The organism is Kitasatospora phosalacinea, from assembly GCF_000717185.1.
Taxonomy (GTDB): domain Bacteria; phylum Actinomycetota; class Actinomycetes; order Streptomycetales; family Streptomycetaceae; genus Kitasatospora; species Kitasatospora phosalacinea_A.
The window spans coordinates 19382-30943 of sequence record NZ_JNYE01000094.1; the positions used below are offsets into that span (position 1 = coordinate 19382).

14 protein-coding genes are annotated in these 11562 nt (G+C 75.5%); 7 read left to right on the top strand and 7 right to left on the bottom strand.

The genetic code is table 11. The features are described from left to right. Nucleotides 1-89: 89 nt before the first annotated feature. The gene (locus tag OO57_RS30430) at nt 90-884 is read right to left on the bottom strand and encodes a VOC family protein (protein ID WP_033255942.1); all 795 of its coding nucleotides are present in this window, start codon (nt 882-884) and stop codon (nt 90-92) included. Nucleotides 885-1097: 213 nt separating this feature from the next. Between OO57_RS30430 and OO57_RS30435 the strand changes: the two genes are divergently transcribed. Beyond that, a complete protein-coding gene (locus tag OO57_RS30435) occupies nt 1098-2303 on the top strand; it encodes an NAD(P)/FAD-dependent oxidoreductase (RefSeq protein WP_033255943.1) in 1206 nt (401 codons plus the stop codon). Between the two features lie 12 nt (nt 2304-2315). Here the strand turns inward: OO57_RS30435 and OO57_RS30440 are convergent, their stop codons facing one another. Further along, complete coding sequence (locus tag OO57_RS30440) at nt 2316-2603, bottom strand: DUF1876 domain-containing protein (protein WP_033255944.1); 288 nt, start codon at nt 2601-2603, stop codon at nt 2316-2318. Between the two features lie 94 nt (nt 2604-2697). Beyond that, a complete protein-coding gene (locus OO57_RS30445; RefSeq protein ID WP_033255945.1) occupies nt 2698-2907 on the bottom strand; it encodes a hypothetical protein in 210 nt (69 codons plus the stop codon). Between the two features lie 400 nt (nt 2908-3307). Between OO57_RS30445 and trxA the strand changes: the two genes are divergently transcribed. Continuing rightward, nucleotides 3308-3697 carry a thioredoxin gene (gene trxA, locus OO57_RS30450; RefSeq protein ID WP_267884999.1) on the top strand — a complete coding sequence of 130 codons (390 nt, stop codon included), beginning with the start codon at nt 3308-3310 and terminating at the stop codon, nt 3695-3697. Between the two features lie 160 nt (nt 3698-3857). On the opposite strand, the gene OO57_RS30455 is transcribed toward trxA, so the two are convergent. Then, complete coding sequence (locus OO57_RS30455) at nt 3858-4613, bottom strand: pirin family protein (protein WP_033255946.1); 756 nt, start codon at nt 4611-4613, stop codon at nt 3858-3860. Between the two features lie 178 nt (nt 4614-4791). Here OO57_RS30455 and OO57_RS30460 point away from each other — a divergent pair, with 178 nt between their 5' ends. Next, the gene (locus OO57_RS30460) at nt 4792-5895 is read left to right on the top strand and encodes a WD40/YVTN/BNR-like repeat-containing protein (protein ID WP_033255947.1); all 1104 of its coding nucleotides are present in this window, start codon (nt 4792-4794) and stop codon (nt 5893-5895) included. An 84-nt stretch (nt 5896-5979) separates the two neighbouring features. Here the strand turns inward: OO57_RS30460 and OO57_RS30465 are convergent, their stop codons facing one another. Beyond that, nucleotides 5980-6444, bottom strand: coding sequence for a MarR family winged helix-turn-helix transcriptional regulator (locus OO57_RS30465; RefSeq protein WP_033255948.1), 465 nt, complete (start codon nt 6442-6444; stop codon nt 5980-5982). A gap of 135 nt (nt 6445-6579) precedes the next feature. On the opposite strand from OO57_RS30465, the gene OO57_RS30470 reads away from it, so the two are divergent. From OO57_RS30470 to OO57_RS30480, 3 genes are read left to right on the top strand one after another with little or no spacing between them, the layout of a single operon-like run. After that, nucleotides 6580-7338, top strand: coding sequence for a dioxygenase (locus OO57_RS30470; RefSeq protein ID WP_033255958.1), 759 nt, complete (start codon nt 6580-6582; stop codon nt 7336-7338). A 37-nt stretch (nt 7339-7375) separates the two neighbouring features. Beyond that, nucleotides 7376-7900 (top strand): hypothetical protein, encoded by a 525-nt coding sequence (locus OO57_RS30475; protein ID WP_158715281.1) that lies wholly within the window; start codon nt 7376-7378, stop codon nt 7898-7900. 43 nt (nt 7901-7943) lie between these two features. Next, nucleotides 7944-8417, top strand: coding sequence for a hypothetical protein (locus tag OO57_RS30480; protein ID WP_033255950.1), 474 nt, complete (start codon nt 7944-7946; stop codon nt 8415-8417). Here the strand turns inward: OO57_RS30480 and OO57_RS30485 are convergent. Both OO57_RS30485 and OO57_RS30490 read right to left on the bottom strand, forming a co-directional pair. After that, entirely contained in the window at nt 8411-9085 is a 675-nt protein-coding gene (locus OO57_RS30485; RefSeq protein WP_234337571.1) for an NAD(P)-dependent oxidoreductase, read from the bottom strand. The genes OO57_RS30480 and OO57_RS30485 overlap by 7 nt on opposite strands. 54 nt (nt 9086-9139) lie before the next feature. Beyond that, entirely contained in the window at nt 9140-9670 is a 531-nt protein-coding gene (locus OO57_RS30490) for a hypothetical protein (RefSeq protein ID WP_033255952.1), read from the bottom strand. A 220-nt stretch (nt 9671-9890) separates the two neighbouring features. Between OO57_RS30490 and OO57_RS30495 the strand changes: the two genes are divergently transcribed. Further along, a complete protein-coding gene (locus OO57_RS30495) occupies nt 9891-11510 on the top strand; it encodes a multicopper oxidase family protein (protein WP_158715282.1) in 1620 nt (539 codons plus the stop codon). Nucleotides 11511-11562 lie beyond the last annotated feature (52 nt).

Consider the following 11562-nt stretch of genomic DNA (forward strand, 5'->3'; position numbering starts at 1 on the left):
AGGGGCCCGGGGCACGGCGGGTCCGGGCTGCTGCCGGCCGGAGCCCGTCGATGCGTCCGTGCTGCTCCGGGCCCCTGAATACGCGTCCGCTAAACAGGCGTCCGCCCGGGCCCCAGGACCGAGAAGTGCCCGCCCTCCGCGTCGGCGAGCCGGGCGACCCGCCCGTAGGGGGAGTCCGCGGGGCCGTCGAGGACGCGGCCGCCGAGGGCGGTGGCGCGGTGGGCGGCGGTGTCGGTGTCGGGGACGGCGAAGAAGACCTCCCAGTGCGGGGAGAGGTCCCGCGCGGCGCGCAGCGCGGCGACGCTGCGGTCCTCGGAGCGCAGCACGACGCGCTCGTGCTCGTAGCGGACCTCGAACAGCGCCGGGTCGCGGTCGTCCCAGCGGAACACCTCGCCGTAGAAGAGGGCGGCGGCGAACGGGTCGGCGGTGCGCAGTTCGATCCAGGCGGGGGCACCGGGCTCGGCGGTCCAGGGGGCGTCGCCGGGCCGGGGGTCGGCGGGTTCGCCCTCCCAGATGCCGAAGGTCGCGCCGAAGGGGTCGGCGGCCAGCGCGACCCGCCCGGCGTCGAAGGAGAGCGGGCCGACGGCGAGGGTGCCGCCGCGTTCGCGGACGCCGTCGGCGGCGCGGTCGGCGCTCTCGGTGCCGAAGTAGGTGGTCCAGGCGACGGGGCGTTCCCAGTCGGTGCCGAGCTCGCTCAGCCCGGCGACCTCGACGCCGTCGACGATCGCGCGCAGGTAGGGGCCCCAGCGGTCCGGCCCGGGGGCGAACTCCCAGCCCAGCAGCGGCCCGTAGAAGCCCCGCGCGACCGCGAGGTCGCGCGCTGTCAGGCCGACCCAGCACGGCACCGCGGGCACGCAGCGCACCGTGGCCGTTCGCTCCACCATCCCGCGGGCTCCCTTCGACGCTCCGCCGACCGGAAGGGCCGGACCCGCCCAGCCTAGGCGGAGGGCGCCGCCGGAGGGTGGTGCGCCTCGCGGGCGAATCCGGGCCGGGGCGGGTCGCGGACCGGCGCGGGTCCCCCGGTCGGACGTGTGGCGGTGCCAAGGTCGGGCAGGACGGCGGACAAGGGGACGCCGCGCTGGGAAGGACGTGTGGGCATGGACACCGGGATCGTGATCGTCGGAGCGGGCCTGGCCGGGGCGAAGGCCGCCGAGGCGCTGCGCGCGGAGGGCTACGGGGGGCCGGTCACCCTGGTCGGCGACGAGGCCGAGCGGCCGTACGAGCGGCCCCCGCTGTCCAAGGGGTACCTGCTGGGCAAGGAGGAGAAGGAGAAGGTCTACGTCCACCCGGCCGACTGGTACGGGCAGCACGGGGTGACGCTGCGGCTGGGCACCGCGGCCACCGCGGTCGACCCGGCCGGGCACGCCGTCACGCTGGAGGGCGGCGAGCGGCTGCCGTTCTCGAAGCTGCTGCTGGCCACCGGTTCGGCGCCGCGCACGCTGCCGGTGCCGGGCGGGGACGGGGAGTTCGTGCGGACGCTGCGGCGGCTCGGCGACAGCGAGCAGCTGCGGGCCGCGTTCCGGCCCGGGGCCCGGGTGGTGATCGTCGGCGCGGGCTGGATCGGCCTGGAGGCGGCGGCCGCGGCCCGCACCGCGGGGGCCGAGGTGACGGTGCTGGAGGCGGCCGAGCTGCCGCTGCTGCGGGTGCTGGGCCCGGAGGTGGCCCGGGTCTTCGCGGACCTGCACCGGGCGCACGGCGTCGACCTGCGCCTCGGCGTGCGGGTCGAGGAGCTGCGGGCGGACGGCGTGCGGCTGGGCGACGGCAGCACCGTCCCGGCGGACGTGCTGCTGGTCGGCGTCGGCGTCTCCCCGAACACGGCGCTGGCCGAGAACGCCGGGCTGACGGTCGACGACGGCGTGCGCACCGACCAGCACCTGGCCACCTCGCACCCCGACGTGTTCGCGGCGGGCGACGCGGCCAACGCCTTCCACCCGCTGTTCGGCAGGCCGATCCGGGTCGAGCACTGGGCGAACGCGCTCAACCAGCCCGCGGTGGCCGCCGCCTCGATGCTCGGCAAGGCGGCCGTGTACGACCGCGTCCCGTACTTCTTCACCGACCAGTACGACCTGGGCATGGAGTACACCGGCTACGCGGAGCCCGGCGGCTACGACCGGGTGGTGTTCCGGGGCGACGTCGCCGGGCGGGAGTTCCTCGCGTTCTGGCTGTCCGGCGGGAAGGTGCTGGCCGGGATGAACGTCAACGTCTGGGACGTCACCGACCCGATCCGCGAACTGGTCCGCTCCGGGCGCGCGGTGGACCCGGAGCGGCTGGCCGACCCGGCGGTGCCGCTGGGCGAGCTCTGAGCACCTCCCGGATCAGGTCACGTCGCGCCACATCAGCGGGGCCATCGGGTCCCCGGTGGGGCGGCTCATCTCGTCGTGGGCCTTGGTGAGCAGCTGCATGGCGAGGTCGTTGAGGGCGCGCGCCCCGGCGACCTCCTCGCCGACCCGCAGCTGCGGGCTGTCGCCGTGGTGCCGGGTCGCGCTGCCGTGCCCGCGCAGTTCCGTGCCGTCGGAGAGGCGGACCAGTGCGGCGGCCCTGGTGCGGTCGCCGTCCTCCTGGAACTCCATCTCGACGTGCCATCCGACCAGCGTCCTCGTCATGGCCGCCACCTCCCGGGTGCGTGCAGGTCGTTCGGACCGGTCCGGTCCTTCCAGGGTGCGACGCCGGGGCCGGGGCGGCGAGGCGGGGCCGGTCTCAGCAGCGGCTGAGGCCGGTCCGCTCCACGTCGATCGGCGCCTCGCCGGGGTTCTCCCCGGGAAGCTCCTCGACGGCCTCCGGCTCGTCGCACGCCTCGCGGCCGGTCCCGGTGTGCACCACGCGCACCGGGTGGTGGGGGTCGTCCTGGTGGACGACCTGCTGCGGGTGCCCGCAGCGCGGGCAGAGCAGGGGCATCCGGTTGTTCATCACCGCTGTCCACGCGCCCCGCGGCGGGCAGTTCCCGGGCCCGCGTGGCCTCCTCACTACCTCCAGTGTGCCGCGGTGGCGGGGACGGTGACCAGCACTGCCGTCCCGGAGCGGACCGCGGGGCGGGCGCGCGCCCTCAAGTCCGGTGCGGCCGGTGTCGATAACCGTGACGGGAGTGCGGCGCGGGCGCCCGCGCCGCACCCCTCCCCGTCTCCCGCTCCGCCGGTCACGGCCGCCGTCCCGGGAGGGTGCCGCCCGGTCCCGGTTGGACCGGTTCGTCCGGGGGTACGTACGGCGGGTCCCGGGTGTTCACCGCCCGCGCCGCCGGAATAGTTCCGCAGGTGGCGGGGTTGTGCCGGGCGAAGGGCCCGACAGGCGGGGCCGGAGCTGCGAGAGGCAGGTGGCGATGATGAGCACGGTGGAATTGACCAAGGACAACTTCGACGAGGTGGTCCAGGGCGAGGACGGCAAGGCGTTCGTCCTGATCGACTTCTGGGCGGCCTGGTGCGGCCCCTGCCGCCAGTTCGCGCCGGTCTTCGAGCGGGCGTCCGACAAGCACGCGGACATCACCTTCGCGAAGGTCGACACCGAGGCCCAGCAGGAGCTCGCCGCGGCGTTCGACATCCGGTCGATTCCGACCCTGGCGATCATCCGCGAGGGCGTGCTGGTCTTCGCCCAGCCCGGCGCGCTCCCCGAAGCCTCCCTGGAGGACCTGATCGGCCAGGCCCGGAAGCTCGACATGGCCGAGGTCCACGCCGGCGTGGCCGCCCAGAAGGCCGCCCAGAACTGACCCCCGGCAGTAGGCAGCACCCAACGGCGGGGCCCCGGAGCACCACTCCCCGGGCGCCCCGCCGTTCCGCTGCCCGCGGCACGGCCGACCGTTCCGCTCCCGGCAGCACGACCGAGGGCCCGCCCCTGGTGGGGCGGGCCCTCGGTGCGGGCGGGTGGGGTCAGTCGAGGGCGGCGGTCATCTCCCACTGGAGGAGTTCGGCGCCCTCGGGGCCCGCGGTGACGCGCTGGCCCTCGGCGGCGGTGATGCGCAGGGCGTCGCCCTGGCGGAGGAGGCCGGCGCCTTCGACGGCGGCTTCACCGCGGGCGGCGTAGAGGTGGACGAAGGGGGCGGTGGCGAGTTCGAGCGTCTCGTCGGGGCGCAGGCGGGCGACGTGCAGGGCGGCGTGCTTCTGCCGGATGCCGATGGCGCGCTGGTCGGCGTGCTTGCCCATGCCGGAGGCGAGGGTGGTCCAACCGCCCCGGGAGAGCTGGTCGTTGATGTCGAGCTGCTCGTAGCCGGGGGCGATGCCCGCGGTGTCGGGGATGGTCCACATCTGGACGAAGTGGACCGGGTCCCGGTGGGCGGGTTCGCCGGTGAGCGTCCAGGAGTCGTTCTTCTCGCTGTGCAGGATGCCGGTGCCCGCGCTCATCCGCTGAGCCAGGCCGGGGTAGACGACGCCGTTGTGGCCCTCGGAGTCCTGGTGGACGAGGCCGCCGTCGAGCACCCAGGTGATGATCTCCATGTCCCGGTGGGGGTGGGTGTCGAAGCCGGTGCCGGGGGCGACGGTGTCGTCGTTGGAGACCAGCAGCAGGCCGAAGTGGGTGTTGGCCGGGTCCCAGTGGTGGGAGAAGGAGAAGGAGTGCTTGGAGTCCAGCCAGCCGGCCCGGGTGCGGAAGCGCTCGTCGGCGCGGCGCAGGTCGATCGTGGATGCCATCGGGTCCTCCTCCGGGTGGGGCGTGCACGGCGGCTCGGCCACCGTGTTGTTGAACTGTAAACCACCTGCCGGGCGCGGGCATTCCCCGCCCGCGCGGCGCGCTGGCGTGCGGGTGTCAGTGGCCCGGAGCACACTGCTGCGAGACCGCGCACGACCGAGTCTCCGGAGGGGTTCGACGATGAACGACGCACGTGACGCCCGTGGTTTCCTGCTGGCCGTCGGCACGAAGAAGGGCCTGTTCCTGGGCCGCAGCCCGGACCGCGAGGAGTGGGAGTTCAGCGGCCCGCACTTCCCGATGAACGGGGTCTACGCGGTGGGGATCGACCGCCGCGGCGGCCGCACCCGGCTGCTGGTCGGGGCGGACAGCAGCCACTGGGGCCCCTCGGTCTGGTGGTCGGACGACCTGGGCGGGAGCTGGCAGGAGCCCGCCCGGCCCGCCGTCCGCTTCTCGGAGCGGACGGGCGCCTCGCTGGAGCGGGTGTGGCAGCTGCAGCCCGCCGGCGACGAGGCCCCCGGGGTGGTGTACGCGGGCACCGAGCCCGCCGCGCTGTTCCGCTCCACCGACGGCGGCGAGAGCTTCACCATGGTCGACGCGCTGTGGGACCACCCGCAGCGCGAGCAGTGGGGCGCGGGCTACGGCGGCCAGGGCATGCACACCGTGCTGACCGACCCGCGCGACCCGGACGCGCTGCTGGTCGCGGTCTCCTCCGGCGGCGCGTACCGGACGGCCGACGGCGGGCTGAGCTGGCGCCCGTCCAACACCGGCGTCCGCACCGACTTCCTGCCCGACCGCTTCCCCGAGTTCGGCCAGTGCGTGCACAAGATCGCCCGGGACGCGGGCGACCCCGACCGCCTCTACCTGCAGAACCACGGCGGGGTCTACCGCAGCGACGACGCCGGGCGGACGTGGAAGTCGGTCTCCGGCGACCTGCCCGCCGACTTCGGCTTCGGCGTCGCCGCGCACCCGCACACCCCCGGCACCGCGTACCTGTTCCCGCTGGAGGCCGACTACGCCCGGCTGCCCGTCGACCGCCGCTGCCGGGTGTTCCGCACCACCGACGCGGGCGAGACCTGGCAGCCGCTGGACACCGGGCTGCCCACCGGGGAGCACTACGGCGTGGTGCTGCGCGACGCGCTGTGCACCGACGACGCCGACCCGGCGGGCGTCTACTTCGGCAACCGCAACGGCGAGGTCTACGGCTCCCCGGACGGCGGCGACCACTGGTCCCTGCTGACCTCCCACCTGCCGGACGTGCTGTGCGTGCGGGCGGCGGCGCTCTGACCGACCCGCCGACGGGGAAGACCCCTCCCGGGGAGCGCACGTCCAGCGGGCCCGCCGCCGGTGCCCGAGCGGTGGCCCGCGCCCTCAGGAGTCGGCGGCGCGCAGGCGGTCGCTGACGGTGCCGAGGCTCTCGGCGAGGGCGGCGAGCTGGGCCGGGGCGAGGACGTCGATCAGGGCCTCGCGGACGGCGGCGACGTGGCCCGGGGCGGCGGCGCGCAGCACGCTCCAGCCCTGGTCGGTGATCTCGGCGAAGACGCCGCGGACGTCGCTGGGGCAGGAGCGGCGGGCGACCAGGCCCGCCTTCTCCAGCTGGGTGACCTGGTAGGTGAGGCCGCTCTTGGAGGTGATCAGGCGGTCGGCCAGGTCGGTCATCCGCAGTGAGCCGCCGGGGGCGGCGGAGAGCTGGACCAGGATCTCGTACTGGGTGTGCGAGAGCCCCGCGTCCTCCTTGAGCTGGCGTTCGAGGTGGCGGGCGACCAGGTTGGTGGCCGCGACGAACCCGCGCCAGGCGGCCATCTCGGTCTCGTCGAGCCAGCGAGGATCGTCCATGCGCCGCAGTCTACTCCGGTTGTTCAAATTCGAACTCGGGTGTACCTTCGGAGTCGCAAGGTTCAAATTTGAACTACCAGTCGGCGGCCCCGGCAGCAGGAGGACGGACCCGTGAGCACCCCCACCACCGAGCGCATGCCCGCCCTCTACCTCTCGCACGGCGCGCCCCCGCTCGCCGACGACCCGCTCTGGCCCGGCCAGCTCGCCGCCTGGTCCGCGGACCTGCCCCGCCCCAAGGCGGTCCTGATGGTCTCCGCGCACTGGGAGGAGGCCCCGCTGGCGATCGGCGCGGTCGACACCCGCCCGCTGGTCTACGACTTCTGGGGCTTCCCCGAGCACTACTACCAGGTCCGCTACGCCGCCCCCGGCGCGCCCGAACTCGCCGCGTCCGTCCGCAAGTTGCTGAACGCCCCCGGCACCCCCGTGCAGGACGTGCCGGACCGCGGGCTGGACCACGGCGCGTACGTCCCGCTGGTCGAGATGTACCCCGACGCGGACGTCCCCGTCCTCCAGGTCTCGCTGCCCACCCTGGACCCGCGGAAGCTGATGGAGATCGGCCGCAAGCTCGCCCCGCTGCGCGACGAGGGCGTCCTGATCGTCGGCTCCGGCTTCTTCACCCACAACCTGCGCGCCCTCTCCCCCGACGGCCGGGTCACCTCCGTGATGGCCGAGTTCGACGACTGGGGCCGCCGCGCCCTGGAGGCCCGCGACCTCGACGCCCTGCTCGACTTCGAGCACAAGGCCCCCGCCGGGCGCCTCGCCCACCCCCGCACCGAGCACTTCGCCCCGCTCTTCGTCACCCTCGGCGCGGGCGAGGCCGACCTCGGCACGCAGCGCAGCGTCATCGACGGCTTCTGGATGGGTCTGGCCAAGCGCTCCGTCCAGCTCGGCTGACCGCGCCCCGCCCGGAAAGTCCTTACACGTTCCTTCCGTGCCGTTCGGCAGAATGCGCCACAGCGACCAGTGGTGCAGCGGGCAGCGGGCCGAGGAGGAACGGGAAGAGATGGCGCAGAGGGCGGCGCAGGCGGCGCGGACGGGCCGTCCGTTCCGGGCCAGGTACTGCCTGGCGGCGATGGCCGCGGGCTGGGCCTGCAGCTGGTTCGCGTTCCGGGCCGACGGGGGCGTGCAGCAGCTGATCGGGCGGTGCCAGGACAGCCCCGGCATCCCCGGGTACGCCCTGCTGCTGGCCTGGGCCGGCCCCCTGCTGAGCGCCGCGGCCGCGCTCCGGGCCGTCCGGCTCGCCGCCCTGACCCAGCGCGAGACCAGCCGCCCGATCAGCGCGGGCGGCTGCCTGCTGTTCGTCGCCCTGCCCACCGCCCTCCTGTTCGGCGCCTTCCAGTACGCCGTCCTGCAGGACGCCCGCGGCTACGACGGCCCGCAGCACAGCCCCTGCGCCGGGGCCGCCCCCGCCGCGGACCGCGCGTACGGCAACCTCTCCCGGCCCGGACGCGTCTGACCGGGGGACGGCCGGACGACGCGCAGGAGTGCATGGGGTGGGAATGGACGAGGTACGGGTGCCCTGGTGGTCCCGGACGCGGTACGTCCTGCTGGCGACCGGCGCCGGCTGGGCCTGCACCGCCGGGGCGGTCGCGGCCGTGTCGGCGTTCCAGGGCGAGCTGGGCCGGCACTGCTTCGGCACCCTCCGGATCCCCGGGTACGCACCGCTGCTCGCCCTCACCGGCCTGCTGGCGGGCGCCGCCGCCCTCGGCTGGGGCGCCCGGCAGCTCGGCTCCGCCCTGTACCTCCGACCGGAGCGGGAGCGGGCCGGGCACGTCGTGCTGGCCGTCGTGGTGCCGCTGGCCGTGCTGGGCCTGCTGGGACAGGCGGTCGTGCTGTACGGGGCCGACCGGTACCGGACCCCGCACTCGACGTGGTGCCCCAAGGGCGCGCCGCTGCGGGGCGGCTCCCCGGGCGGGGTGTCGGCCGGGGTGTCGGCCGGGGTGTCGGCCGGGGTGTCGGCCGGGGTTCAGTAGCCGCAGGTGAAGCGCTCGCCGTGGTGGGCGGGGCGCTCCAGCTCGTCGACCAGGGCCACCGCGAGGTCCGCCAGCGAGAGGGCGGACAGGCCGTCCGGGGTGGCCACCAGGTCGTCGGCGGCGGAGCGGTAGGCGCCGGTGCGCTCGCCCGGGAACAGGCTCTGCGGCGGGCTGAGCACCGTCCAGTCGAGGTCGCGGACCGTCCGCAGGTAGTCCAGGGCCCGGCCGTGCGCGCGCATCAGCTCGAACTGGCGGGGCGACACCGACGGGTCGTCCCACAGCGGGGCGCCCGAAGCGGTGACCAGGCTGCCCGCGCTGCCGACCACCAGCAGGCGCGGCGCCGCGTCCGCGAGCCGGCGCAGCCCGGCGACCAGCGCGTGCGCGGCGGGCTCCACCAGCCGCCCCCGCCCCGGGCCGTCCCCGCCGCCCACCGCGCTCACCACCGCCTCCCGCCCCGCCGCGACCCGCGCCACGTCCTCCGGGTCCAGCACGTCGCCGCGCTCCACCGTGATCGCCAGCCCCTGGTACTCCTCCGGCCGCCGCACCACCGCCGTCACCCGGTGCCCCCGCGCCAGCGCCTCCGTCACCACGCACCGGCCGATCGCGCCGTTCGCCCCGATCACCGCGATCCGCATACCGCCCGCCTCGCTCTCCTCACCCGCGCCCATGACGTTTCATCAGACCATGTGAACGCCCCGCGGCCCGGGAACCCGCTGCGCGGGTCAACGGCGCACGGAGCAGGCCTCCTGACCTGGCATCGAGACGTACGAGCCGGTCTCCTCCCCGTTGCCGACCGACAGGAAGACGACCTCGTTGGGGCCGTCCGGGCCGTAGCCGAGTTCGGTGATGCGTCGGCACAGGGCCAGGGTCTGTTCGCGGACGGTGTCGGGCTCGACGTCGACCATCACGACGTTCCCCTCGCCCTCGACGTCGTCCGACCCCGACGGTTGGCGCATGTAGTAACCGGAGGCGATGTGCGGCAGGCAGCGGATCTCCTCCGGCAGCGACTTCCGCCACCCGCCCAGCCAGCTCTCGGAAGGGCTCGGCGCCGCACTGCACGCGGCCCCGGGCTGCTCGACGGGAGCTGCTGCGGCCGCGGAGGCGGTCACGGGAGCGGTCGCGGTCGCGGTCGGAGCAGCCCCGGCGCCGGAGTGGTCGGTGGCGGGGTGGTCGGTGGTGCTGCTGGTGCACCCCGCGAGGGCGAGGGTCGCGAGGGCGGCTGCGGCAACGGCTGCGGCCGGGCGTACGGGCATGCTTCTCCTCCTGGTTCGCCCACACCGTACCGGCCGCGACAAGCGCTTTTCCGGGGCGGCCCGGCACCCCGTCGACGCAGCTGCCCGCCGGAGGAGCCCGGGGAGCGGAGCGGTTCCACGCGCCGCAGCCGCAGGCGGTGCCGGCGATCCGTCGGCCGGACGGGGCCGTGCGGTGCGGCAGTCCGGGTCCTCCGGGTGGTTTGGCCTAGATTGCCCGGTTATGGGAGACAGTCGTGAGGTCAGTGGCGGGATCAGTCGCCGGTCGGTGCTCAGGACGGTCGCCGCCGCCGGTCTCGGGTCGGTGGCGGGGACGGGTGCCGGGGCCGGGCGGGCTGCGGCGGCGGTGCCGGTGGCGGTGCCGACGGGGTTCCCGCAGCCCGTGGTGGTGCGGCGGCGGGCGGTGCCGGGGCGGGTGCCGTCGGTGCTGGAGCAGGTGCTGGACGTCCGGTACGCGGAGGTCGCGGTGCCGGGGTACGGGCGGGTGACCGTCCGTGCCTACAACGGGGCCCTGCCGGGGCCGACGCTGCGGGTGCGGGCCGGGGACACCCTGCTGCTGACGCACGTCAACGGGCTGCCGCCGAACCCCGTCCACGACCACCGCGGGGCCCGGATGGCGCACCGGCCCAACAGCTTCAACCTGCACACCCACGGGCTGCACGTCTCCCCGTCCGGGCGCGCCGACAACGTGCTGCGGGAGTTCGCGCCGCGCGCCGCGGCGGGCGACCCGGAGCCCCGCTACACCTCGGCCGTGCACGTCCCGGCCGACCACCCGGCCGGGACGTACTGGTACCACCCGCACCTGCACGGCTCCACCGCCGAGCAGGTGGCCGGGGGGATGGCCGGGGTGATCGTGGTCGAGGGGGACGTGGACGAGGTGCCGGAGGTGCGGGCCGCCGCGGACGTGGTGGTGTGCGTCAACGAGCTCAAACTGCGCGACGGCCGGGTGCCGCCGTTCACCTCGGGCGCCTGGATGACGGGGGTGCCGTCGGTGTTCGCCGTCAACGGCGCGGTCAACCCGGTGCTGGCGCTGCGGCCCGGCGAGGTGCAGCGCTGGCGGCTGGTCGGGGCCACCGCGTTCACCGCCCTCAAGCTGCAACTCGTCGGCCCGTCAGGCAGGTTGACGTTGCACCGGATCGCCCAGGACGGGGTGACGCTGCCCGCCCCGGTGCCCGCGCAGCTGGTCGAGCTGGTGATGGGCGGCCGGGTGGACGTGCTGATCCGCGGCGGCGCGCCCGGCCGGTACGAGCTGCGCGCGGAGCGGGTGCCGCAGCCGCTGCTGACCGTCGAGGTGGCGGGCCCGCCGGTCGTCCCCCCGATGGGCCTGCCGTCCGCCCTGCCGCCGGGCCGCCCGCCCCTCGACGAACGGGAGGTCACCGGCCCGGACCGGGAGGTGCTCTTCCACGCCGACCCGAACGTCTTCCCGCAGCCCTTCCCGGACGCCTTCCGCGTCCTCGGCAGCCACCCCACCCCGCCCGCCCGGACGGACGGCGACCTCCGCCGCGACCCGGCGTACGGCCTGTACGACCCCGACTACGTCAACCACGTCCTCCCGCTGGGCCGCACCGAACGCTGGACGGTGCGCACCGGCGAGACCGCCCCCGGCTTCAACCACCCCTTCCACCTGCACACCAACCCGTTCCTGGTCACCCACCGGAACGGCGTCCGCCTGGACCCGCCGGTCTGGCACGACACCGTCGGCCTGGCGGGCGGCACGCCCGGCGAGTCGGTGACCTTCCTGGTCCGCTACGAGGACTTCACCGGCCGCACCATCGCGCACTGCCACCAACTGCACCACGAGGACCTCGGCATGATGCAGACCGTGCAGTACGTGGCCCCGTGACCCGCGGCGCCGCGGCCGCGGCCGCGGCCCGCCCCCGCGCACCCCCCCGCTC

What these genes read in the sequence shown, in the direction of transcription:
- OO57_RS30430 (WP_033255942.1), bottom strand. Translation starts at nt 884, where the DNA reads ATGGTGGAGCGAACGGCCACGGTGCGCTGCGTGCCCGCGGTGCCGTGC.
- OO57_RS30435 (WP_033255943.1), top strand. Translation starts at nt 1,098, where the DNA reads ATGGACACCGGGATCGTGATCGTCGGAGCGGGCCTGGCCGGGGCGAAG.
- OO57_RS30440 (WP_033255944.1), bottom strand. Translation starts at nt 2,603, where the DNA reads ATGACGAGGACGCTGGTCGGATGGCACGTCGAGATGGAGTTCCAGGAG.
- OO57_RS30445 (WP_033255945.1), bottom strand. Translation starts at nt 2,907, where the DNA reads ATGAACAACCGGATGCCCCTGCTCTGCCCGCGCTGCGGGCACCCGCAG.
- OO57_RS30455 (WP_033255946.1), bottom strand. Translation starts at nt 4,613, where the DNA reads ATGGCATCCACGATCGACCTGCGCCGCGCCGACGAGCGCTTCCGCACC.
- OO57_RS30460 (WP_033255947.1), top strand. Translation starts at nt 4,792, where the DNA reads ATGAACGACGCACGTGACGCCCGTGGTTTCCTGCTGGCCGTCGGCACG.
- OO57_RS30465 (WP_033255948.1), bottom strand. Translation starts at nt 6,444, where the DNA reads ATGGACGATCCTCGCTGGCTCGACGAGACCGAGATGGCCGCCTGGCGC.
- OO57_RS30470 (WP_033255958.1), top strand. Translation starts at nt 6,580, where the DNA reads ATGCCCGCCCTCTACCTCTCGCACGGCGCGCCCCCGCTCGCCGACGAC.
- OO57_RS30480 (WP_033255950.1), top strand. Translation starts at nt 7,944, where the DNA reads ATGGACGAGGTACGGGTGCCCTGGTGGTCCCGGACGCGGTACGTCCTG.
- OO57_RS30485 (WP_234337571.1), bottom strand. Translation starts at nt 9,085, where the DNA reads ATGGGCGCGGGTGAGGAGAGCGAGGCGGGCGGTATGCGGATCGCGGTG.
- OO57_RS30490 (WP_033255952.1), bottom strand. Translation starts at nt 9,670, where the DNA reads ATGCCCGTACGCCCGGCCGCAGCCGTTGCCGCAGCCGCCCTCGCGACC.
- OO57_RS30495 (WP_158715282.1), top strand. Translation starts at nt 9,891, where the DNA reads ATGGGAGACAGTCGTGAGGTCAGTGGCGGGATCAGTCGCCGGTCGGTG.